Raw genomic sequence first — 23,164 nt, 5'->3', positions numbered from 1 at the left:
TGGCTAAGCTCAGGGTAGTATTTGCAGTGCAGCATGTGCCTTGCACGGGGGGCGTTCGCTCGGCAGTTGGCGCGCGGCGGTTTCGGTCGTTCTGAAACGCGCGCTGCGCCCGTCCGCCATGGATGTTTGCCGCCCGTCGGGGTCCGTGACGTCCGTCCAGAAGCCGGCACCCAGATCGCTGCACCGGACGCAGGGTGGCCCCGCCGGACCCGACACGCTTTGTTCTGAATGACTTTGGCGTTTCTCAGTTTTTTCCGACGGAGACGATACCATGCGCGTCTGGAGGATCGGACGAAACCTCATCGCCCTGGGAGGCCTCGGACTGGGGATCCTCGCCCTCTCACAGCCGGCCCGGGCGCAAAGCGCCGAGGAGACCGTGCTGTTTCTGCTCACCGGCGAGACGCAGGCCCCCAAGGCGAACGGCCGCTTCGCCATCGACAACACGGGGAAGACCACCGTGTTTCTTGGCGGCCACTCCGGGGGGCGCAACACCGAGGTGGTGTTCCACACCCTGTGGCGCCTCCAGCCGCTCGACGCTTGCCGGTATCGGCTGTTCCGTTTGAACTACGTCACCGGCCCCGACGGCGCCGTGGTGACCGAGGCCGAGGCCCGCCGCAGCATGGCCTCGGCGGTGGAGCCGAGCTACACCATGAGCGAATTCGACTTCCGCAAGCTGGTGACGGCCGAAGTCTCCCGCTTCGGCATCGGTTACAGCACCAAATTCATCTTCACTGAGGCCTTCGAGGCCAAGGCGCAGCTCGATCCGGCGTCGGTCTCTGGCGGGCGGATGGTGGCGTTCGACGCAAACGAATTTCCGACCCCGACGAGCCGGCCCATCCAGATCGCCGGCGCCAAGGGTACCGCGTTCGAGACCCGCTTCGCCGATGCCGTGAAGTATTTGCAGGGCAAGTTCTGCCCGAAGGCCAGCGCCTTCTGAAGCACGGGGGGGGGGGGCACGCGCGACGCGGCATGCCGCGTGTATGACCGAGACGGGCGGCGGGCGGAAAGGCGAGCGAATGTCGATGTTCTGATTTCACCACGAGCAGAATGGGGGCTGTCAGTGCGGGGCTTTCTTAGATTTATTTTCTGGGCGGGCGGAATTCTCATCGCCCTCAATCTGAGCTTCAACTTGGCGAGTGCTGTCGACCCTAAGACCGACCGGGGCCAGACGAGCATGACTGCGTTCGTAATCGTCCTGGTGCTCGCCCTTGCGCTCCTGTTCTTCCTCAGCCGGAAGCTCGGCGACGTCGGTCGCGTGAACATGAACCCCTGGCTCGCAGGGGTGAACGACTGCAAATACAAGTACGCCTGGGATGGCACCGGCATCGCGGTGGACTCGGCCAATGGCTGTCTGCATCTGCTTGCGCGCTTCAATGGGAATCCGGTGGCGAAGACCTATCCGCTCAGTGACGTGCGCAGCTGGCGCTACGAGATACCGGAACTCATCGTCGAGCGCGGTGGCGGGGTGATCGGTGGAGGACTCACGGGCGCCTCGCATAATCTGGGTCATGGCATCGGGCAAGCCATCGCCAATTCGGTGCGCGAAAGTCGCGTGATCGAGAATACCGGCCTCTATGTGGATGTGCGCGACATCGACCACCCCGAGTGGTTCATCAAGTTCCGCTCGCGCACGCCCCACGACAAAGCCACCCAGATGGAATTGCGGCGCTGGATGGAAATCCTCGCCCAGCACGTCAACGGATAGGTCTTTGGCCCTGTTGCCGTAACAAACGGCAAGGTTCTGCAATCGCCCTCCACCGCACCGGCGTGGAACACTTTGAAAGTTGGAGCCGGCATCGGCTTTCACCTGAATCCGCCGCCGGTTTGGCTATTTGGGGAGAAGGTCCATGGAAGCATTCGGGATGCGCGTTTTCGCGCTGTCCGCCTGCGTCATCGGAAAGGCGGCGGCAGTTCTGGCGAGCGGGATCGCGGGCTGCGCCTTGGCGCTCCTCGCGTCTGCGTCGCCCGCCCATGCCCAGTCCGCCGCCGAGGTGGCCTTGTACATTCTCACCGGGGAGCAGCGGGCGCCGGTGGCGGGCGGGCAATATGTGCTGGACCATAAATGGGCGGAAGACATCGAGCTGGCTGGCGACCGGAACGCGACCCTGTTGACGTTCCATCGACGCTGGCGCCTCCAGCCGCTCGATGCCTGCCGCTACCTGCTGTTCCGGCTCGATTATTCGACCACGCCCAGCGGCCGGGTGCTCGACGAGAATGACGACCGGCGCAACAACGGCGCGCGCTTCTCCCCCCGCTACACCGTCAACGCCTTCGATTTCCGCAATCTCGTGTCGGCTGACCTCCGCGACGAGGACACGCTCTTCACCTTCACCACCGCCGTCGAAGGCGAGACGCGGGTCGATCCGCGGGCCCTGATGGCCGGCCGCATGGTGGCCTTTGACGCCCGCGAATTTCCCGCCACGCGCTCTCAGCCGACCTTCACTGCCGGCGGCGACCTGACGAACGGCTCCGAGATCCGCTTCGCCAGGGCCTTGAAATACATGAGCACGAAATTCTGTCCGCGCGGCGGCGGCAGGTGAACCCGTTGGAGACTGAAATGAGCCTTGCCATCTTCATCCGCTACACAGCGACCTTCGCTGCCGTTCGCCTGCTGGCCTGCGTGCTGGGAGCCGGCCTTGCCGGCGCCTTTTCTTCCACACCGGCCGTGGCGCAGGCGGTTCCGCCGGCCGGCGGCTGGCAAACGCTGACCAACGAGCGCCTCGCCGGTGAAAGTTTCTTTGCGAGATCCATCGCCAATCTGTTCAAGCTCGACCGGAGCCAACTGGGATCGCGCACGGCCTTCATCTACTGGGTGGCGATGAACGATTGCCGGGCGGCCCTGAAGCACAATAACGAGTTTGAATGGGAAGACGTCCGCCGCTGGTACGAGGCGCGGACGGATGCGATCCTCGGCGGGATCGCGCCGCTCATGGATGTCTCGCTATGGGTGGGCCTCGGCCCCTATGACATGGCGGCGGCGGCATTTCCCATCGCCTACGAGGCGCCGCCCGAGCAGATCAAGGGTGTGCTGCTGACGGAAGGACAGGAAACGTGGCTCTGCGGGGGCGGCATCCCGCATTTCAAGGTGCCGGCCATGAATGTGGAGTTTGATCGCTCTCTTCCGGCTCTCTTCCCGATCGATCGCGCGGCTGCCAAGGCCTATGTGGACGCCCGCTCCAACCCGACCGACCGCAGGGCCCAGGTTCAGGTGCTGTTCAGCCTCGGTACGCCGGTGAAAAAGGCGACCATCGATGTCAACGGGCGGTCCGTGGAGCGGCTTGTTTTTCCGGGCCGCATCGAATTCGTCCAGGTCGCCGCCAGCTTCGCGACACCGGGCCGGCCCGTCCAGACCCGCGTCATCGGCGAACTGATCCCTCCCTCTTCTCCAGCGGTGCGCGCGGCCATGCCGCCAGCAAACCGGGTCGATCCCCTGCCTTTGCTGATCGCCCGGTAGCCGCCTCACCGCTCCATAAGGAAAGGCTTATCCCATGACGCGTTGGCCGATTTGTCTCTCGGGCTTGGCTCTCCTGCTCGCCGGCTGCGGCGACGACAAGGGAGCCTATCAGACTGCCCTGCAATCTTATCTCGATGCCCGCCCACGCTGCGTCGATATCGGCCAGGAAATCGCCTTGCCGGCAACCCTTCGTCTCGCGCCCGATGGCGGTGTGACGCGCTACGAGACCGTGGTCCTGAGTTACGATGATCCCGATGCCCTGCCGAAGCGTCTCCAGCGGCTCGAGGAGATCGGGCTGGTCAAGGTCGAGGCCATCACGCGCTCGGACCTGCCGTTACCAGCCCTCGATCACCCGTCGCGCCAGAGGATCCGCTTCTCCATCGCGCTCAAGCCCGCCCCTGCCTTTGCCGGCCGCGTCGGCGCCGATGGGCGCGGGCTGTGCACCGCGCGCCGCGTGGAGGCGACCCTGTCCCTTGGCGACATCTACAAGGAACAGGGCGAAAGCTTCCGCAAAGGACGATACAGGATCGGGGAAACCCCTCCGTTGCCGCCGACCCTCGGCGATGTGCTGCTCGGGTCCGTGACCGGCGAGGTCGAGGTGATCTTCCGCGACGCGAGCCCGCCGGTCGTCGTCGCCATCACCCGCAACGGTGTTGCGATTGCGGACGCGGCCGCCGTGCCCAAGGCCGTGACAAGCGCCGGGCCGCCGGCCGCCAGTCCGAAGGAGATGATCCTGCCAATGACTCCGCGGGATATTCCGGGCCGACCGGTCTGTCCCGCCGAGGCAGCGCTCTTTCCGGATGCGCCGCGGAGCGAAGCGGATTTCGTCAGGCGCTATCCCGAATACGCCGCGGCCGATCGCGTCTCGATCGATGCCGCGCGCCTCAACGCTGCGGCCCTGAACAAGGTCGCGGGGATCAAGGCGGCGGATCCGTCCACTGACGGAAGGTCGGATCGTAGCCTGACCGGTCGTGCGCTGCTTGATATGGGACTGTTGAACCACACGCCAGGCGCCTGCCAGTCGACGAAATTCAACGAACTATTGACGTTTTTCGAGGCGCAGAGGGCAGCCTACGGCCAGTACCGGAATCAGCCCGACAGCGAGGTGCGCGCCCTGAAGGCCGGGCTCTCCGCCGTCTTCGCTCAGCGCACCGCGCGCGGGGGCTGACGTGCGCGTTCCGGCGGGCGCGGCGTCCCGCGCAAGGAACTGCAAGAGCCGTCAACTGCCAAGCGCTCCGGAATGGGCCAGAAAGGATGGGCGAAGGGCAAAGGCCAAGGCTGAGGGTTGGCGCTTTCGCGGTTTCTCTTTTTCAAGATGGGAGCCGAACGATGCTCACACGGATATGTGCCGGCCTTCTCCTTTTGTTGCCGCTGGCAAGTGCGGCCGAGGCCCAGACCTGCGGCGGGTGCCGGGCGATCGCCAATCGATCCGAGTTGATGAAGATCTGCGGAATGGACCCCAGACTGCCCGAGGACCGAAAAATCTACCTTTCCGCGCCGTGGGATCTTCGGCTCGCCACCATTATGCGATGCGACGCGAAGAACCGGACGGCCGTGATCGACAGAGCGCTCTGGAGCGAAATGGACAAGTGCCTCGCCAAGTTCGCAGGCGCCAATACGTGTCAGTAGACCTCGGCCGGGGGCGTTGGTGATTGACGGGGCGCCCTCCGGAATTTTGCGCGTCCCCTGGCGTCCGATGCTGTCTCACAAGCCAAACCGGAGGTCGTACATCCATGTCCGCCCATCGCCATCCCGGACCATCGTGGCGGCCGCGCATCGCGCTCGCCCTTCTGTCGGCCCTGGCCCTCGCGGGCTGCGGCGACGAGCGCGGCGCCTATAAGCGCGCGGTGGAGGCCTATTTCGCGAACGACCGGGAGTGTTTCTCCCCCTCCGACTATATCGACCGGAAGATCCGCACGCTCCTGCCCCACACCCCGATCAATTTCTCGCCAAAGGGCGAAAACACTACGTTTTATGCACTGTTTACCAAGACAAACGAGCGGGGTGCTAAGTCGATATCCCAACTGCGTCCGCTGCTCGACGACCTGCACAATGAAAAATTGATTGACGTCGTGAGCTTCGAAACGGAGGATCGCCCCCAAAACATCGTCTATATCAAATTTACCATCCGTCTGTCCGATGCGGCGCGGCCATATCTCGATACGACCGGGCAACAGATTTGTTCGACCTGGTCGGTGGCCGAAGTTCTCTCCCTCGGCGAGACCTTCAAGCACGCGGGCGAGGACTACCGCATCGGCCGCTTTAGGATCGTGCGCACGGGTCCTGTCCGGCCCGCAGATGCAGGCGGGAGCGACCTTGGCGCCAACCCGATCGGCAGCCTCCTGTTCAACATCACCGCCCTTGCCACGGGAGCCGACCCGCGGGGGCCGCTCGCCATCGAGGTCCTGTTCCGGCCGACGCGGGAGGCCCCGCAGGTGGTGAGGGCAACGCCCGGCGGCTGAGGCGGCGTGCCTTTTGCTTTCATGAGTGCATGGATACTTGAACTGACGGTCGAGGCTGTGACGATGATCAACAAATTGTACTTCACCTGCATCTTGGCGGCTTTCCTGCAGTTTGGAGTTCTTCCGGCTCAAGGGGCCGACAATGGCGCGGCGCAGGCGGCCACCGCGACCCATTCCTGCGACCTGCTCGCGGCGCATCCCGATGACGGTTCGCGTCCGCCGGGTGTGCTGGGCGTCCCTTTCAACAAGGTCGATGCCCCCGCCGCAATCGCCGCATGCCGCGCGGCGTTGAACGAAGCACCGGGTGATCCTCGCCTCACCTTCCAGCTCGGCCGCGCGCTGCAGATCTCTGCAACGGACCTGCACGAAGCGGCCACGCTCTATGCCGCCGCTGCGGAGGCGGGCCACGTCGTGGCCATGCGCAACCTCGGCAGCCTCTATCGGTACGGCAGCCTCTATCGGGATGGCACGAGCATCGACCGGGACTATGGCAAGGCCCGCTCGTGGTACGAAAAGGCTGCGGCATCGGACGACGTGGGGTCCCTTCGCGCTCTCGGAGACCTCTATCTCGAGGGACTTGGAGTCCCCAAGGATTGCGTGAAGGCCATGACCTTCTTCGAGCGGGCGGTGATGCTCGGCGATCATGTCGTGGCGAGAGATCTGCCGACCCTCTTGTCCTACTGTCAGAAGGGTGTGCCGCGCGATTTTGCCGGTGCGAAGGCCTGGTACCAATGGCGCGCGTCCGAGGGCGATGCCGAGGGCATGCGAAAGCTCGGCCTGCTCTATAGCCGGGGCGAAGGAACCCCCCAGGACTTCGCCGCGGCTCTCGAGTGGTACGAGAAGGCCGCAGCGCTGGGTGATGTCCTCGCCATGAGATGGGCCGGCACTTATCACTCGCTCGGCAAGGGCACCCCTGAGGACGACGCGGTCGCGCTTTCACGGTGGACCAAGGCCGCAGCCGCCGGAGACGCCGAAGCGATGCGCAGCATCGGCTGGATGCATCATTACGGCGATGGCGGGCCGATCGACGATGGGGCGGCCCTCGAATGGTGGACAAAGGCCGCCGAAGCCGGATCGCGGAATGCCATGCTGCACGTGGCCTGGGCCTATCAATCCGGCATCGGCACGGCGAAAGACGATGCGAAGGCCAATGCATGGTATCGCAAGGCCGCAGATGCGAGGTCTGTCGCCGGCATGAAGCGTCTCGACGAGCGGCTGAGACGCGCCGGTGAGACCGCCGAGGCCGACGAGTGGAGGCGCAAGGCCGCGGAGGCGGGAGATGGAGAAGCCGCCGTCAAGGTTGCCGCTTCGCTCGACGCGCAGGGCAATCGGGCTGCCGCAACCGTACTGCTGCAGAAGGCGGCCCCCAATGACCGGCAGGCGCAGGCGAATTTGGCCTATTGGGATGTCAATGCCGCTAAGGCCGCGACGACAGCCCAAGAAGCGGAGGACTTTTTCGAGATCGCCGTCGTCTATAATGATGAAAGGGCGCTCATTGCCTATGGGACCGCGTTGGCAGAGGGCAAGCTTCTGCCGCGCAATCCCGAGCGTGCCGTCGAGATGCTGCTGCGGACGAGGCCGCTTGCGGGCGAAGACGGCCGCCTCATGCTGCTGGGACAGCTGTACGACAATGGCAAGGGCGTTGCCGCAGCGCGCGATGCGGCGTTGGCCGCCTATCATTTCTACGCGGATCCGGGCTTCGTCACCTTTCTGCGCAACGAGACGGCCCACGCCTTCGCCAATGACGTGACGCAGCGCTCCTGCTATTATGACGGCTCCTGGCGCAACTTGGCGACCAGCGATCTTCCCGCCCTCCGTGCTGCTGCGCAGAGCGGGCAACCCTCGGCGATGATCTGCCTTGGGCATCTGCTTTCAGATCACTGGGGAAGCTTTCTCTCCGACGAGCTTGAGGCGGCCGCGTGGTACGCACGGCTTTATGAAGAGTTTGGCGACGTCAACGCCGCTTTTGCGCTGGCTGAACTCTACCGAAAGCTCAAGGACCGCGCTTGGCCTTTCCCCATCGGCTGGATGGAGCCTGTCGCACGCAACATCGCAAACACGCTCGGCTATTGGCGGAGCCTCGACCCCGCCGATCATGTGAAGGCTTCGGATTGGTTCGCGCGGGCGGCCAAGGCGGGACGTCCCGACGCCCTGCTGGCCATGGCCGATCTGGCAGGAACGGCCGAGGAGCGCTTCGCATGGCGATTGCGGTGGGCCGAAGCGAAAACGGCCGCCACGGTCCCGTCCTGGCGGAATGAGACTCCCTACATCTGGCAGCCCATCGCCATAGCCTATTTGCGCGGGGTGGGGACTGCCGCCGATCCCGTCCTCGCCGCGCGCACTCTGATGAAGGAAGTGGACCCCGATAGATATTCTCACGCGAACAATTTCCTCATCACCATCGGACCGGTGAAGGACGGCAAGGCGCAGATCCTTGCGACCCCGTTCGAGTTCCACCGCGATCCGTTCAACGTGGGCGACACGGTGCCCGCCGCCTTCGTGGAGGAGGTGGTGCGCATCCTGAAGGAGCGTTATGGCGACGCCGCCGCCAAGATCAGCGCCGAAAAGGGCCTGAGCAACCGGCGCGTCGCGGGGCTCCTCGGCATGTCCTACGACGTGCTCCCGTGAGCGACCTTAAGTGAGCGACGCCCGCAGGACCATGGGCTTTCTCCCCCGCGCCACGCGCGGCATGGGGGCACCGGCAAGTATCTCCATCACACTCTGAACCGGAAAGGACGTGGCATGCACGATATGTCCAAGCTTCTGGCGCTGATGGCCGCGAGCATCTGCCTGAGCCACCTCGCCATGGACATGGCAACAGCCCAGACCGGGGCGAGCATCGCGGGGTACTGGCGGAGCCCGGACGGCAATTGCAATCGCGAGAGCCCCGACGGCCCCTTTCTGATCCGGCCCGACGGCATTGCCAACTACCACATGACCTGCGCCACGCCCCTGCGGCAGGAGCAAGACGGCAGCTTCTCCTATCGCGGGCGCTGCACCCTCGAAGATGGCGGTGGCGCCACCATGGCGATCATGTTGCGCCCGCTCGCCGCGGATCAGCTGGTGCTGCAGATCACACGCGGCGGCCGCGCCTTCCAGCCACTGCATCTTATTCGCTGCCCAAGGTGAAAGGCGCGGGCCTCTCCCGACGCCAAGGCGGCCGGGTGTCCGCTTTCCTGACGTCCGAAGATCAACGCCGCTGGCCACAGCCCCCCGGTTCCCGATGGGAGATCCTCCATGCCACGCATCCCGACCCCTCGTGCAATGTGCCGGGTGGCCCCCGTTGTCGGCCTGTCGCTCCTTGCGGCCGCGATCACTGCGGCGCCGGTCCCTGCCACGGCGCAGGCGATGGCGCCGTCAGCCGGGACGCCCGCAGCACAAAAGGTCCTGCCGCGTCAGGACGTGAGTGCGAGCCTCTATGCGTTTCCCGCCTCCTTTACGCCCGACATCCTCACCATCCGCATCGGCGATACGATGGAGACGGCCCGCACAAAGCTCGCGGCGATGAGAGGCCCACGGAAAGTCAATGAATGGCCCTACCTGATGACGGTCGGTCCGAAGGGCGCTGCCGAGACACGGTATGAGGGCTTCACCTACCTTATCGCCATGACCAGCAATGGCGATGCATGCCGTGTCTTCGGTGACGCCAGCAAGACGTGCGATGATTTCTATGTCTATACGACAAGCCCACTCTCCGGCAGTCGAGTCTATGGCCTGATGCGCTATATCCAGGCGCCTCAGGGGCTGAAGGTGATGGATCTTCTGTCTTCGATCAAGGCGAAATACGGAGAGCCGACCTTCTACGAAGAACAATACATCACGAAGATATACTACCTTTTTGATAAGGAAGGGCAGTTGGTGTCCCGCCCCAAGGCCGGATTTTTGCTGCAGAGGGCATTGGATGCCTGTAGAAATGATGGCTTTGGTGACTTTTTTGGCAACAACCCTCTCGAGTGGCCCGATAAGGTTCCCGGAGAAACGTTCATCGACCAGAGGTTTGTGGACCAAGAAGACATGCGAAAGAAGGTCCCCGCGCGGCCTCGCGCATGCAGAGGGCTCATGTCGATCAAGATTCAGGCCGACGAGACAGATCGCTCACGCGTGAGGGCCGTCGTGTTCGATCTCAAGGCCTATGATCTCCTCGAGACGGATCGTCAGCTTCTGATTGAAACCCTGGCCCGCGACGACGTCGAGGTGCGCCAGTCGCCGAAGCCTTGAGAGCGGGTATGGGATTTCAGCCCGGGGGCCGCCGTCGCGCCGGACTGTCGGCGTCCATCCATTAGACGCTTCGCGGCAGTGATCTTCCCCCGAAAACGTGGACGGGGTTAAGCCGCTGTGCGTTCCATCTCGGCCGGGCTGATGGAGCCGAGGGCGGAGTGCAGGCGGCGGGAATTGTAGAAGCCCTCAATGTACCCGAACAGGTCACGTCGGGCCTCGACCCGGGTGGCATAGAGGCGATGATGGACCCGCTCGGTTTTCATCCACAAGAACGGGGGGCACCGTGTCCGCCACCAGCGTGCGGCACTCGCGAGTGCAGTCGTCCACGATGGCCTTCCTCCGCTCCCGCAGCAAAGCGTCATTCCCGTGCACAGCTTTGGATCTCATGGTCATGCGGCAGAAGCCGGTGGCTTTACACGCCCGCCGTTCACGCATCCCGCGACGTTCCCCCCACCGGCCGCACGTGAACTGCATCGTTGCCCGCCCCCCGCGCCAGGGTGATAAAGTGCCCCCGCAGCGACCCCGCCCGATTGGACGGAGCTGCGCCCACGGCCCGGACGGATCCATGCGCGCACGGCAACTTGAAGTCTTCTGCATGCTCATGCGCTGCGGCACCGTCACGCGGGCGGCCGCCATGCTCAATATCTCACAGCCCGCCCTCAGCCAGATCCTCCTCCATGCCGAGGACCAGCTCGGTTTCAAGCTGTTCGACCGCGTGCGGGGACGATTGGTCCCGACCCAGCAGGCCGAGGAGCTCTATCCCCAGGCGGAGCACATCTTCTCCCAGCTCGGAGCCATGCGCCGGCGCACCGCGGACATGAGGCACGGACGCACAGGCCTCGTGCAGCTCGCAGCGTCCGCACCCCCCTCCATGTCCATTGTCTCAAGGGCGCTCATTCACTTCCGCGAAGCACATCCCGACATCGTCGTGCGGTCCCTCATCGCGCCGATGTTGAACATCGTAGAGATGCTGCGCAACGGCACGGTCTCCCTCGGCATGGTCATGAACAACCTGCCGTATCACGACCTGAACGTGGAGACGGTCGGCCATGCCGAGCTGGTCTGCGTCCTGCCGGAGGGGCATCGGCTGGCGCAGAAGGAGGTGATTGGCTTTTCCGACATTCGCGACGAAACGCTCATCTCCTATCGCGCCGACACCTTGCCCGCGCGGCTGCTTGCAGGGGCCGCCGAGGCGGAGGATGCCGCCTATGCGCCGGCGATCGAGATCGACCTTTCCATCACCGCCTTGCCCTTCGTGCGCGACGGGCTGGGGATTGCCATCGTCGATGGCCTGCTGCCCTGGGAGCAGTTTCCGGGGATTGTGAAACGACGCTTCGCGCCGCAGACGCTGGTTCCCATCGCCATTCTCACCAGCAAGGACCGGCCCTTGTCCCCCAGTCATGAGCTGATGCGGGACTATCTGCGCTCGGCCTGCCTGGACCTCGACCTGTCCTCCGGCATCGCCGGGTGAAGCCCGGCGTCCGGCCTGAAGCGGCGTTCGGCGTCACGCCACCGCCTGCCGCTCCGGCTCGCCAAGCTGGGCCGCAGCCAGATGGCAGGCGGCGCGTCGGCCTCCATCCACGGGCCGCAGCAGCGGCGCCTCCGCGGTGCAGCCCGGCACCGAGCGGACGCAGCGGGGGGCGAAATGGCAGCCGGGTGGCGGGTTGAGGGGCGATGGGATCTCGCCTTCGATGGGGCGCAGTTCCACCGGCGCCTGGCCCTCGCCCACGATGCGCGGCACGCTGTCCAGCAAGGCGGCCGTGTAGGGATGGGCGGGACGGCGAAACACCGCTTCGGTCTCGCCCTGCTCGACGATGCGGCCGAGATACATCACCGCCACCTGGTCACTGACATGCTGCACCACGGACAGATCGTGGCTGATGAAGATGCAGGTCAGGTTCAGTTCACGGCGCAGGTCGAGAAACAGATTGATGACTTGCGCCTGGATGGACACGTCGAGGGAGGCCACCGGCTCGTCGCAGATGAGCAGTTTGGGCTGCATGGCCAGCGCCCTGGCAATGGCGATGCGCTGGCGCTGGCCGCCGGAGAATTGGTGCGGATAACGCCCTGCCAGATCGGGATTAAGCCCCACCCGGGCAAACCAGTCGGCCACATATTTGCGTGCGCCAGCGCGGGAGATCAGTCCGTGGGCGATCGGCCCCTCGCCCACGGCATCGCCCACGGGCATGCGGGGATCGAGGGATGCGAACGGATCCTGGAACACGGTCTGGACGTCGGTGGTCACCTTCCGCCCGTTGGCCATGACCGGCAGCCCGTCCAGCAGCACGGTGCCGCTGGTGGGCGCATAGATGCCCGAGATGATGCGGCCCAGCGTGCTCTTGCCGCAGCCGGATTCGCCGACCAAGCCGAGCGTCTGCCCCTTGGCGAGGGTGAGGCTCACGTCGCAGACCGCATGCAGCGTCCGCGCCGTGGGTGAGCCGCCGAGAAGACGGGCCAGCCGATCGGCGGGGGTCGGGCGCATGCCGAAGATCTTCGAGACGGCCTCGGTCTTGAGATAATGCGCGTGATGGCTGGTCATGAGGCCCTGCGCTCGGCGAGAGGTCCGAGGGGATGGCGGCAGCGCCAGGCGCGGTCACCGGTGTGTTCCATGGGAACGGGGGCTTGGCAGGCGGTGCTGGCGTGGTCGCAGCGGGCGAGGAAGGCACAGCTCGCCGGCAGGTCGAGCAGCGAGGGCATGCCGCCGGGGATCTGCCGCAGCCGGCTTCCCGGGCGCGTGGAGGAGGGCAGGGAATCCAGCAGGCCCCGCGTATAGGGATGGCGGGGATCGTGGAGCACAGAGGCGGTCGGCCCCTGTTCCACCAGCCGTCCCGCATACATGACCAGGATGCGCGAGGCGATGGCCGACACCACGGCAAGGTCGTGGCTGATCCAGATGAGGCCGACACCGAACTCCCGCGCCAAGTGCTTCATCTGGGACACGATCTGGGCCTGGATCGAGACATCCAGCGCGGTCGTTGGCTCGTCCGCGATGATGACTGCTGGCCGGTGCAACAGGGCGATGGCAATCGCCACGCGCTGGCGCATGCCGCCTGAGAACTGATGGGGATAGGCGGAAAGACGGTCGCGCGGGGAGGGGATGCCCACCTGCGCCAAGGCCTCCGCACAGCGCGCGCGCATGGCGCGCGTGGAGAGCTTCTCATGGGCGGCGAGCGCCATTTCCATCTGCGTACCGATGGTCAGCAGCGGATTGAGGGTGGCGATGGGATCCTGGAAGATCATCGCCATGTCGCGGCCGCGGCGCTGGCGCAGCGCGCGGGCCGGCATCCCGACCAGCTCTTCCCCCTTCAGCCGCACCGATCCGCCGACGATCCGCCCGGGCGCCTCGATGAGGCCGAGAAGCGAAAAGCCGGTGACGCTCTTGCCCGAGCCGGATTCGCCCACAAGGCCGATGATCTCCCCCGCCGCGAGAGAGAAGGAGACGCCGTCCACCGCCTTCACAGTGCCGGCGTGCGTGGCGAAGCTGGTTTGCAGGTCGCGGACTTCCAGCACCGGGTTCATCGCCGCAGCCTCGGGTTCAACTGATCGCGGATCTGATCGCCGACGATATTGATGGTCATGATGAGCAGGATCAGGACGAGGCCGGGATAAAGGGAAATCCAGTAGCGGCCGCTCATCATGTAGGGAAAGCCGTTGGCGATGAGCATGCCGAGGGAGGGTTCCGTCACCGGCAGGCCGAGGCCCAGGAAGGAGAGCGTGGCCTCCAGCGAAATGGAAGAGGCCACCTGCACGGTGGCCACCACGATGAGGGGCGGCGCGCAATTGGGGAGCAGATGCCGGAACATGACCCGCCGCGCCGAAAGCGGCGTGGCGAGCGAGGCCTCGATATAGTCCTTGCGCCGTTCGGCGGTGGCCGCCCCATAGGCGGTGCGGGCGAAATAAGCATATTGGGCGGCCACCAGCGCAGCGATCAGCTGGAGCTTGCCCTGCCCGAGGAGCGCCGAGAGCACCAGCGCCAAGAGCATGGCGGGAAAGGATAGCTGGAGGTCCACCGCCCGCATGATGAGCGTCTCGGTCCAGCCACCCACGAAGGCGGCGAGCGTGCCGATCACCGCGCCGATGGTCAGGGCCAGCAGCCCCGCCGCCAGCCCGATCTCGATGGAGATGCGCAGGCCGAACAGGATCGCGGAGAGCAGGTCGCGGCCCTGGGGATCCGTGCCGAGGATATGGGTATAGCCGCCGGTGCCGATGAAGCCCGGCGGGCGGCGGGCGTCCGCCAGGGAAAGCTGGGTCATGTCATAGGGGTCCTGCGGCGCGACGAGCCCGGCGAACAGGGCGAGCAGCGCCAGCAGGAGGGCGATGGCCAGTGCCGCCGTGGCGATGCGGTTGCGCTGGAACTCTAGCCAGAACATCACGAACGGCGACTTGGGTGGCCGCGCTGGCCGGGCCGGCGCAGTGGCCTCGAGAATGTCGGTCACGCGAGCTGCCTCCCGGTGCGGATTCTGGGATCGATCGCCGCAAAGACGAGATCCACGGTCAGATTGATGGTCACGAACAGGAGCGCGGTGAGCACGAGATAGGCGACGATCACCGGCCGATCGAGCACGGCGATGGAATCGATGATCAGCTTGCCCACCCCCGGCCAGGAGAAGATCGTCTCGGTCACCACCGCGAAGGCGAGGGTTGAGCCAAGCTCCAGCCCGAACACGGTGATGATGGGGATGGAGATCAGCTTCAGCACGTGTCGGCGCAGGATGGTCGCCTCCGAGATGCCGGCGGCGCGCGCGAACTTGACCGTGTCCGACAGCATGGTCTCCCGGGTACCGGCGCGAGCGAGGCGGATCATCATGGCCATCTTGAACAAGGCGAGGTTGAGCGCCGGCAGGACGAGGTGATCCAGCCCGTCCAGGGTCAGGAAGCTCCACGGCACGCCGAACACGGTGACCGTCTCACCTCGCCCCCCGGGCGGCAGCCAGCCGAGCCAGACCGCGAAGATCAGGATGAGGATCAGCCCCACCCAGAAGGAGGGGACGGAAAAGCCCAGAATGGACACGCCCATCACCGCCCGCGCCCCGAAGCTGGCGGGCTTGACGCCGGCATAGACCCCCAGCGACACCCCGACCACGGTGGCGAAGGTGATGGCGATCACCACCAGTTCCGTGGTGGCGGGCAGGCGGCTGCCGATCAGGTCGAGGACCGGGATGTTGTAGACGAAGGATCGCCCGAAATCGCCGTGCAGCAGGTTCCAGACGAAGATGCCGTACTGCTCCCACAGCGGCCGGCCGAGGCCGAGGCGCTGGATCGTCTCCGCCCGGATGGCCTGGGAGGCCTCGGGCGGAAGGACGATGTCCACGGGATTGCCCACGGCATGGATGCCGATGAAGACGATCACCGACATGACGGCCATTACGGCGAGCGCCTGCATCAGACGTTGGATGACGAAGCCGAGCATCCGGTAAGGTCTCCTTGACGGCGGGCCGGCGGGCGCAGGCCCGGCCGTCCCGGTTGCCTGGCGGCAGGTTCAGCGCGCGGGCGTGATGGACTGCGCCAGGGTGTTCTGGTCGGTGCGGGGCTTGAAGTTCAGGAGACCGGCCTTGGCCGCCCACACCGACTCGAGCTGAACGATGGGGATCAGCACCTTGGAGGCGGTCGCCTTGGTCACCGCTTCCTCGAAGATCGCCCGGCGCTTGCCCTCGTCCATCTCCATGATGCCCTGCTCGATCAGCGCATCGAGCTTGGGATCGGAATAGCTGATGCGGTTATAGGCGCCGAGCCCCTTGGCATCGTCCTTGGTGTGGTAGAGCGAGCCGAGCATGTTGGAGGCCTCGCCCGTCAGCGTGCCCCAGCCATTCATCGCGACGCTGTATTCTCCGCGGGCCTGGGCGGGGAAGTAGACGGTCTTGGACACGGCGTTCACATTGGTCTTGATGCCCACCGCGCTGAGCATCTGGCCCAGGCCCTGGCAGATGGCGGCGTCGCCGGGCAGGCGGTCCGAGGTGCAGTAGAGATCGATCTGAAAGCCGTTGGGATAGCCGGCTTCGGCGAGCAGCTTGCGGGCTTTGGCCGGATCATAGACGGGATCGGGGACCGCCTTGCTGTAGCCGAAGAAGCCGGGTGGCAGCACTTCCTTGGCGGGCTTGCCGAGGCCTTCGAGCACGATATCCACCATGGTCCTGCGATCGATGGCGGCATCGATGGCTTCGCGCACCCGGATGTCGGTCAGCGGGTTCTTGGCCAGGCGCGAGCCGTCCTTGGCGCGGATGCCGGGCATCACGTCCGGCCGCTGGTCGAGCTGGAGGTTCATGACGTAGGCGCTCTCGCCGACGAACGTCTTGACCGCGCTGTCCTTGCCGAGCTTGAGATAGTCGATGGACGACACGTCGTTGATCAGGTCCACCTGGCCGGCCTTGAGGGCGGCGAGCCGCGAGGAATCGTTCTGGATTTCCTTGCGCACCACCTTCTTCCAGGCGGCGGGGCCGCCCCAATAGCCATCGAACCGTTCGAGCACCAGGTCGCCCTTGGGCTCCCAGCTGACGAACTTGAAGGGCCCGGTGCCGATGGCCGCCTTGCCGCTGTTGAAGCCCTGCGCTGCCGTTTCCCGGGTCGAATAATCCTTGGCCGCCCGCGAGCTGACGATATAGAGCCGCACGAAGTCATAGGGCAGCACGGGGGCCGGGCCATCGGTGCGGATGTGAACGGTGTAGGGATCGATGATCTGCACATCCTTCACGCGGCGCACGAAGATGGTCATGGAACTCGGCCCGGTCACCACCGGAACCCGCTCCAGGGAGAATTTCACGTCCTGCGCGTCGAAATCCGACCCGTCGTGGAATTTCACGCCCTGCCGCAGCTTGAACTCCCACACATCGTCGGCGATGGGCTTCCAAGAGACGGCAAGGCCCGGCTTGATCTGGAGGTTTTCATCGGCCGCCACCAGCGTGTCGAAGATGTGGTTCACCGCCTCGGCCTGGGTGCCGAGCGATGAATAATGGGGGTCCATGGATTCCGGCCCACCGCGAACCCCGATGGTCAGGGTCTGTGCATGCAACGGGCTACAGACAACGGACACAAGCGCGATAACGCCTGCAATGGCATTGATTTTCATCGTCATCCCTCTCCGTGTGTCTTGCATCATTTTTTCATCGACACGACACTTTGCCGATGTTCTATCCGAACTGACTTGTCGCACGCAGTGCTGTCAGGATTCAGGATCCTTCGATTTCATGGATTGCCCGTGAGCCTGACGGTGCGCGCCCCGCCCAGGTCTCGACGGGTGAAGCCCCGCAAGGGCGTGGCGTCGCCTCATTTGGCAATGGCCTCCTCGCCCAGAAAGGCGCCGATGGGCGCCGGCCGCACCGGGGCCTGGCTGCGCAGGCGGCCCGCCGCGGCCGCCGCCTCCAGGCCGCCCGCCGCGGCCACGATCTCAGCGCCGGCAAGCTGGCAATAGCGCCCCTGGCAGCGCCCCATGCCCACCCGGCCAAGGGACTTGGCCCGGTTTGCCTCCGCCCCGCCATAGCTGACGACCTCGCGCAACTGGGCCGCCGTGATGGATTCACAGCGGCAGACCACCGTCTCGCCGGGCAGGCGGCGCACCATATCGGCCGGCCAGGGAAAGGCCCGTGCGATGCCGGCGGCGAAGCGGGCGAGGGTGGCACGCCGGCGCAGGTCCGCCGTGGTGTCGGGGCTGGGACGGCCGAGGTCCGCGAGGCACGCCGCCGCCGCCAGCCGGCCGGACACCTCCGCCCCATCGGCCCCCAGCAGACGCAGCCCGTCGCCGGCGAGATACACGCCGTTTCCGGCGCGTCCCATGTGGTCCGTGCGCGGCAGCCATTGCTGCCAGGCCGCGTCATAGGTGAAGGGGCAGCCCGCCAGGTCCGCGAGCTGCGTCTCGGCCCGCAAGTGCCAGCCGAGGCCCACCGCATCGCAGGCGGTCCGCTGCGCGCGACCGCGCCCGTCACGCCAATGCACGGCGACCGGGCCGGTTGCATCGGTTTCGATCCGCTCCACAGTGCCCCCTGCCCGGTAAAGCCGTCCGAGGCGCGCCCGCATGGCGACACCCCGCGCGGCGAAGACGGGACGGGCCATCAAGCCAGGCAGTCCGGCCGCCTGCTGGGCGAGCGAAGCGGTGTCGAGCACAGCGGCGACGCCGGCACCCATCTTCACCAATTGGGTGGCCAGCAAGGTGAGCAGCGGCCCGGAGCCGGCGAGCACGATCCGCCGTCCCAGCGCCGCCGCCTGTGCCTTCAGGGCGATCTGCATGGCGCCCAGCGTGTAGACGCCCGCGCTTTCCCAACCCGGCACCGGGGCGACCCGGTCGGTGGCGCCGGTGGCGAGGATGAGCCGGTCATAGGCCACCCAATGGCAGCCGTCCTCTCCGAGCACCTGCAACCGCCCGTCGCCGATGGCGAGCACCGAACTGCGCGGCAGATGGACCACCTGCCCGTCGCGCACCATGGCATCGAAGGTGGCGTGAAGCGCGACGGCCTTTGCGGCTTCCGAGCCATAAAGGCTTTCCGGCGGGCGGACGAAGGTCTCGGGCGGGCGGCGATAGATCTGTCCACCGGCCCGCGCGCCCTCGTCGATCACCACCGGGACGAGGCCGGCGGCCGCCAGCGTCTGCGCGGCGCGGATGCCGGCCGGGCCGGCGCCGACCACGGCGATCCTGGGCGTTTGGGCGTGTTTCACAGCCAGTCTCCCGGAGCCTCGGTGAGGAGGTTCATCCCTTCGGACAGGGGCGTGGAGCAGGCCCTCAGCCGCGGCCCCTCCGCCTGCCACACCCAGCAGTCCTGGCAGGCGCCCATGAGGCAGAAGCCCGCCCGCCCTTCCGGTCCGAATTCCGCGCGGCGCAACGCCGGGGCAACGGCGAGAATGGCGCTCAGCACCGTGTCGCCGGACAGCCCCGTCCGGGCGATCCCGTCCAGCGTGAAACGCACGGGCGCGCGCTCGGTCCCGGCGAGCCGGACCAGCCGGCCGGAGGCGGCAGCGGCGCTCATTCCGCAGCCTCCCGTGCTTCCAGACCGGTGCCGGGCATTTCCGGAAAACGGGCACGGACCAGCGCCAGCGCCTCTTCCACGCCGCGCCGCCCGGCCCGGCCTTCCATGCGGCGGAAAATCTCGGTCTTGGCGAAGAAGCGCCAGTGAATGGGCAGGCCGGCGAGGATGTGGGTCAAAAGGTCATAGGCTTCCGGCGTCCACCGGGCCTCATAGCCGTCGCGCTCGGGGCCGAAGTGGAAATGGCCGGTCGGGGCGGGGCGGGCGGCGCGCAGCGCCCGGGTGGCGGCTTCGTCCACCTGCCCGTCGCGGAGGATGACGCCATAGTCGCGCTCCGCCGCTTCCAGCGAGACATAGCCGCGCGCCACATCCTGCGCCACCCGCCAGGGCTCGCGTTCGAGCGGGTTTCCGCGTCCGCCGCCGCCCGCCGAGCGGATTTCCAGCACATCGCCGGGCTGCAGCACGGCCGTGTCGATATTGCCGAGGCGGCGCTCCCCTGGCGTCTTGGGATTGACCACCATGTCGGACAGGCCGGCCGCTCGTCCCCCAAGCACGCCCCAGGGGCGGAAGAAGCTGCGATCCCGGTTGCGCGCGGTGATGCGGCTGTCGGGCGCGAAGACGCGGAATGCCATTTCGGTGGCCAGTCCGCCCCGCCAGCGTCCGGCGCCGCCGCTGTCCCGGGCGAGGCCGTATTTGATGAACTCCACCGGCGTCTCGGTCTCGGTGATCTCAATGGGGGTGTTCTTGAGATAGGCGGCGTCGGCCCCCGAGCCGTTGGTGCCGTCCCGATGGGGCATGCCGCCGCCGCCGCCCACCACCGGATTGACCGCCGCGATCACCGTTCGGTGGGTGCGCTCGTCCGTGGTCATGACGTTGACGATGCAGTTATTGCCCGCCGGCGCGGCCGGCAGCCGGTCGGGCACCACTTGCGAGAAGGCGCCGAAGATGACGGAGCGCAGCCGCGCGCAGGTGAGCGAGCGCATGCCCACCGCCGCCGGGAACACCGGATTGAGCACGGTGCCTTGCGGCGTGATGCAAGTGAAGGGCCGCGTCAGCCCCGTGTTCAGCAGGATCTTCGGGTTCAGGGTGTAGAGGACATAATAGATGCCGACCAGCAGGATGGTGTGGCGCGGGTCCCCGCCCGAGGGCACGTTGAGCGAGGAGGCAAGCTGCGGGTCGGAGCCGGTGAAATCCAGCACCGCCTCGTCGCCCCGGATGGTAAGCGTCAGCTTCAGCCGGCAGGGATTGGCCTCGACCGAATCCTCGTCCGCATAATCCGCGAATTCCCAGGTGCCGTCGGGCATGGCGCGCAGCATCTCGCGGGCCTGTGCCTCGCCGTGGTCCAGCAGCGCCTCGACACCGGCCAGGAACGCCTGCTTGCCGAACTTCTCGGCCATGGCGATGACCTTGCGCTCGCCCGTGTTCAGGGCCCCGACCAGCGCCTTGATGTCGCCGATGTTCAGGTCGGGCTTGCGCACATTGGTGGTCATGATGTTCAGGATCTGGGCGTCGAACACGCCTTCGCGCACCAGCTTCATGGGCGAAAAGCGGATGCCTTCCTGGTGGATCTCGGTCAAGGCGCGCGAGAGCGAGGCCGGCACCGCGCCGCCCATGTCGGTGTTGTGGATGTGCCCTCCGGTCCAGGCAATGATCTCGCCTTCGTAGAAGACCGGCTTCCACAGGTGCGTGTCGGGGGCGTGAGTGGCCACGTAGCAGGCATAGGGATCGTTGGTGAAGCCCACGTCGCCGGGCCGGTAGTCCTCGATCATGTCGATGGCCCGGCCATAGGTCAGGCCGGGATACCATGTGGCGCCGAGATCCATGGGAACGCCGAAGGTCTCGCCTTTCCGGTTCATCAGCATGACCGTGAAGTCCTCCGTCTCCTTGACGAAGGCGGAATGGGCGGTGCGCTGGAGCGTGTGGGCCATGTTCTCCGCGGCGGCGCGGGCATGGTTGGCCAGCACCCGCAGGTTCATTCGATCGAACATGCTTCTTACTCCGCGAAGGTCAGGTGCAGGTTGAAATGGCGGTCGATGCGCGCCTGCGCGCCGGCCGGGATCGCGAAGGTGGTGTCCTCTTGGGCCACCACGGCGGGTCCCTCAAAATGGCCACCCGGGCGCAGGTCCTCGCGCCGATAGAGCCCGACCGGAGCCAGGGCCGAGCCGAGATAGACCGGGGTCCGGCGCTCCGGCACGAGCGCCGCGTCCAACTCGTCTTCCGCCGGAAGCGCAAGGGCCGGTCCCGCGCCGATGGCGGACAGGCGCAGGTTGACGATCTCCATGCGCCCGTGGGGATCATCGAAGTCATAAAGGCGTGCATGGGTGTCGTGGAAGGCCCGGGCCATGGCCGCAAAATCGCCGTTGGCGATCCAGGCCGGCTGAAGCGGCGTCTCGATCTCATAGCTCTGCCCGGCATAGCGCATGTCGGCGAACAGGCGCAGGTCCGCCGGGCCGGCATGGCCTTGGGCCTTCAGCCAGTCCTGGCCTTCCGCCGCCATGTCCGCGAAGGCGCGGCGCAGCTCCGGCATCAGGTCCACTGTGAAGTCCGCAAAGAGGGTGCGGATGAAATCGCCGCGCAGGTCCGCCACCAGCCCGCCGAGCGCCGAGACCACGCCCGGCCGTCGGGGCACCAGGACACGCTTCATGTGCAGCTCGCGCGCCAGGAACGCCCCCAGCATGGGGCCGCCGCCGCCGAACGGCATCAGTGCATAGTCCTGCAGGTCGACACCGGCGCGGGACGCCATCTTCTCGACCTCCACGAACATTTCGGAGATGGCGATGTCGAGGATGGCCTGCGCCGTCGCTTCGACCGGCCGGCCGAGGCGTTCCGCCAGTTTGCTCACCGCTCGTCGCGCCAGCGCCACATCCATGCGAAGCTGGCCATAGGCCATCTGGCTGTGGCCCAGCCATCCGCACACCACCATGGCGTCGGTGACGGTCGCCTGGTCGCCGCCCCGGCCATAGCAGGCGGGGCCGGGCGTCGAGCCGGCCGATTCCGGTCCCACCCGCAGAACGCCCTGCGCGTCCACGCTGGCGATGGAGCCCCCGCCGATGCCGATGGAGCTGACCGAGACGGAGGGAATGTAGAGCGGGAACTCCCCGATCATCTCGCCGGTGCCGAACTGCGCCTCGCCGTCCACGATCAGAGCGAAGTCGGCGGACGTGCCGCCGATGTCCAGGGTCAGGATGCGCCGTTCGCCGGCCTGCCGGGCAAGCCATGCGGCGCCGATCACGCCGGAGGCGGCGCCGGACAGCAGCATGCTGACGCACGCGCGCTTGCCTTCCGCAGCGTTCATGACCCCGCCATTGGACTTGGTCAGCATGGGCCGGGCCGGCACCCCGCGCGAGGCGAGGCGGGCCTCCAGCGCCGACAGGTAGCCGGCAATGCGGGGATGGACATAGCCGTTGAGGACGGCCGTCATGGTGCGCTCATATTCGCGAATGACCGGCCAGACCTCGGCGGAGGTGAAGACGAACAGGTCGGGCGCGAGGCGCACGATCTGCGCCTTGACCTCGGCTTCATGCGCCTCTTTGCGCCAGGCATGGAGAAAGGACACGACGATGCCTGCGGCGCCCTTGGCGCGCGCCGCCTCGACCGCTGCGGCGACTGCGGCGGGATCGGGCTTCTTTGCCTCGCTGCCGTCCGCCCGCATGCGGGCGGGAATGCCGAACACCATGTCCCGCGCGATCAATGGGTCCGGCCGTGCGCAGAACAGCGAATAGGTCTCCGGCATCCGTAGCCGGGCCAGTTCGATCACGTCCTCGAAGCCGGCATTGGTGAACAGCGCCAAAGGCGCGCCCTTGCGCTGGATGATGGTGTTCATGCCCACCGTTGTGCCGTGCACGAAGCGCGAAACGGCCTCGGGCTCCAGGCCCTCGCGCTCCTTCAGTAGTGACAGGCCGGTCAGCAGTTCCGCGCCGGGGTCCCCGGGGGTGGTCAGGACCTTGAGGGAGGCCATCCGGCCCGAGCGGGTTTCGAGCGCGCAGAAATCGATGAAGGTGCCGCCGATGTCGACGCCGATCTTCCAATCGGCCGCGCTGCCTTCACCCGTACCTGGCCCGGTCTTGCCGCTCATGTGCTGT

The 23,164-nt window shown here is 66.5% G+C and carries 19 protein-coding genes and 2 pseudogenes; 10 read left to right on the top strand and 11 right to left on the bottom strand.

What is annotated here, in order from left to right; translation table 11 throughout:
* Positions 1–271 precede the first annotated feature (271 nt).
* From J5J86_RS21435 to J5J86_RS21395, 9 genes are all read left to right on the top strand, one after another.
* Positions 272–937, top strand: coding sequence for a hypothetical protein (locus J5J86_RS21435; RefSeq protein ID WP_209101951.1), 666 nt, complete (start codon positions 272–274; stop codon positions 935–937).
* A 237-nt stretch (positions 938–1,174) separates the two neighbouring features.
* The gene (locus tag J5J86_RS21430; protein ID WP_209101949.1) at positions 1,175–1,705 is read left to right on the top strand and encodes a DUF4755 domain-containing protein; all 531 of its coding nucleotides are present in this window, start codon (positions 1,175–1,177) and stop codon (positions 1,703–1,705) included.
* A gap of 142 nt (positions 1,706–1,847) precedes the next feature.
* Positions 1,848–2,540: a hypothetical protein gene (locus J5J86_RS21425; protein ID WP_209101947.1), complete on the top strand. Its 693-nt coding sequence runs from the start codon at positions 1,848–1,850 to the stop codon at positions 2,538–2,540.
* Between the two features lie 17 nt (positions 2,541–2,557).
* Positions 2,558–3,454, top strand: coding sequence for a hypothetical protein (locus J5J86_RS21420; protein WP_209101945.1), 897 nt, complete (start codon positions 2,558–2,560; stop codon positions 3,452–3,454).
* 34 nt (positions 3,455–3,488) lie between these two features.
* Entirely contained in the window at positions 3,489–4,622 is a 1,134-nt protein-coding gene (locus tag J5J86_RS21415; protein WP_209101943.1) for a hypothetical protein, read from the top strand.
* 565 nt (positions 4,623–5,187) lie between these two features.
* Positions 5,188–5,916, top strand: coding sequence for a hypothetical protein (locus J5J86_RS21410; protein ID WP_209101941.1), 729 nt, complete (start codon positions 5,188–5,190; stop codon positions 5,914–5,916).
* Between the two features lie 6 nt (positions 5,917–5,922).
* Positions 5,923–8,544: a tetratricopeptide repeat protein gene (locus tag J5J86_RS21405; protein ID WP_209101939.1), complete on the top strand. Its 2,622-nt coding sequence runs from the start codon at positions 5,923–5,925 to the stop codon at positions 8,542–8,544.
* 114 nt (positions 8,545–8,658) lie between these two features.
* The gene (locus J5J86_RS21400) at positions 8,659–9,045 is read left to right on the top strand and encodes a hypothetical protein (RefSeq protein ID WP_209101937.1); all 387 of its coding nucleotides are present in this window, start codon (positions 8,659–8,661) and stop codon (positions 9,043–9,045) included.
* A gap of 108 nt (positions 9,046–9,153) precedes the next feature.
* Positions 9,154–10,134: a hypothetical protein gene (locus tag J5J86_RS21395; RefSeq protein ID WP_209101936.1), complete on the top strand. Its 981-nt coding sequence runs from the start codon at positions 9,154–9,156 to the stop codon at positions 10,132–10,134.
* Positions 10,135–10,241: 107 nt separating this feature from the next.
* Here J5J86_RS21395 and J5J86_RS21390 read toward each other — a convergent pair.
* A pseudogene (locus tag J5J86_RS21390) lies at positions 10,242–10,406 on the bottom strand (IS3 family transposase); the annotation flags it as partial.
* Between the two features lie 37 nt (positions 10,407–10,443).
* Positions 10,444–10,581 (bottom strand): annotated as a pseudogene (locus J5J86_RS24695) (IS3 family transposase); the annotation flags it as partial.
* 118 nt (positions 10,582–10,699) lie between these two features.
* Between J5J86_RS24695 and J5J86_RS21385 the strand changes: the two are divergent.
* Positions 10,700–11,605, top strand: a complete 906-nt coding sequence (locus J5J86_RS21385) for a LysR family transcriptional regulator (protein ID WP_209101934.1) — start codon at positions 10,700–10,702, stop codon at positions 11,603–11,605.
* 33 nt (positions 11,606–11,638) lie between these two features.
* On the opposite strand, the gene J5J86_RS21380 is transcribed toward J5J86_RS21385, so the two are convergent.
* From J5J86_RS21380 to J5J86_RS21340, 9 genes are all read right to left on the bottom strand, one after another.
* Positions 11,639–12,673: an ABC transporter ATP-binding protein gene (locus tag J5J86_RS21380; protein WP_209101933.1), complete on the bottom strand. Its 1,035-nt coding sequence runs from the start codon at positions 12,671–12,673 to the stop codon at positions 11,639–11,641.
* Complete coding sequence (locus tag J5J86_RS21375; protein WP_209101931.1) at positions 12,670–13,653, bottom strand: ABC transporter ATP-binding protein; 984 nt, start codon at positions 13,651–13,653, stop codon at positions 12,670–12,672. The genes J5J86_RS21380 and J5J86_RS21375 overlap by 4 nt, the downstream gene beginning before the upstream one ends.
* Positions 13,650–14,570 carry an ABC transporter permease gene (locus tag J5J86_RS21370; RefSeq protein ID WP_446698637.1) on the bottom strand — a complete coding sequence of 307 codons (921 nt, stop codon included), beginning with the start codon at positions 14,568–14,570 and terminating at the stop codon, positions 13,650–13,652. Before J5J86_RS21370 ends, J5J86_RS21375 begins: the two co-directional genes overlap by 4 nt.
* Positions 14,567–15,544, bottom strand: coding sequence for an ABC transporter permease (locus tag J5J86_RS21365; RefSeq protein WP_209101929.1), 978 nt, complete (start codon positions 15,542–15,544; stop codon positions 14,567–14,569). Before J5J86_RS21365 ends, J5J86_RS21370 begins: the two co-directional genes overlap by 4 nt.
* A 69-nt stretch (positions 15,545–15,613) precedes the next feature.
* Positions 15,614–17,092: an ABC transporter substrate-binding protein gene (locus J5J86_RS21360; RefSeq protein ID WP_247657754.1), complete on the bottom strand. Its 1,479-nt coding sequence runs from the start codon at positions 17,090–17,092 to the stop codon at positions 15,614–15,616.
* A 302-nt stretch (positions 17,093–17,394) separates the two neighbouring features.
* Positions 17,395–18,777 (bottom strand): NAD(P)/FAD-dependent oxidoreductase, encoded by a 1,383-nt coding sequence (locus tag J5J86_RS21355; protein ID WP_209101925.1) that lies wholly within the window; start codon positions 18,775–18,777, stop codon positions 17,395–17,397.
* On the bottom strand, positions 18,774–19,085 hold the full coding sequence (locus tag J5J86_RS21350) for a (2Fe-2S)-binding protein (protein WP_209101923.1): 312 nt from the start codon (positions 19,083–19,085) through the stop codon (positions 18,774–18,776). The genes J5J86_RS21355 and J5J86_RS21350 overlap by 4 nt, the downstream gene beginning before the upstream one ends.
* Entirely contained in the window at positions 19,082–21,070 is a 1,989-nt protein-coding gene (locus J5J86_RS21345; RefSeq protein WP_209101922.1) for a hydantoinase B/oxoprolinase family protein, read from the bottom strand. Before J5J86_RS21345 ends, J5J86_RS21350 begins: the two co-directional genes overlap by 4 nt.
* 5 nt (positions 21,071–21,075) lie before the next feature.
* Positions 21,076–23,157 carry a hydantoinase/oxoprolinase family protein gene (locus tag J5J86_RS21340; RefSeq protein WP_209101920.1) on the bottom strand — a complete coding sequence of 694 codons (2,082 nt, stop codon included), beginning with the start codon at positions 23,155–23,157 and terminating at the stop codon, positions 21,076–21,078.
* Between the last annotated feature and the right edge of the window lie 7 nt (positions 23,158–23,164).

Origin of the sequence: Aquabacter sp. L1I39 (assembly GCF_017742835.1) — a bacterium.
Taxonomy (GTDB): Bacteria; Pseudomonadota; Alphaproteobacteria; order Rhizobiales; family Xanthobacteraceae; genus L1I39.
This window is presented reverse-complemented; position numbering and strand designations above follow the sequence as displayed.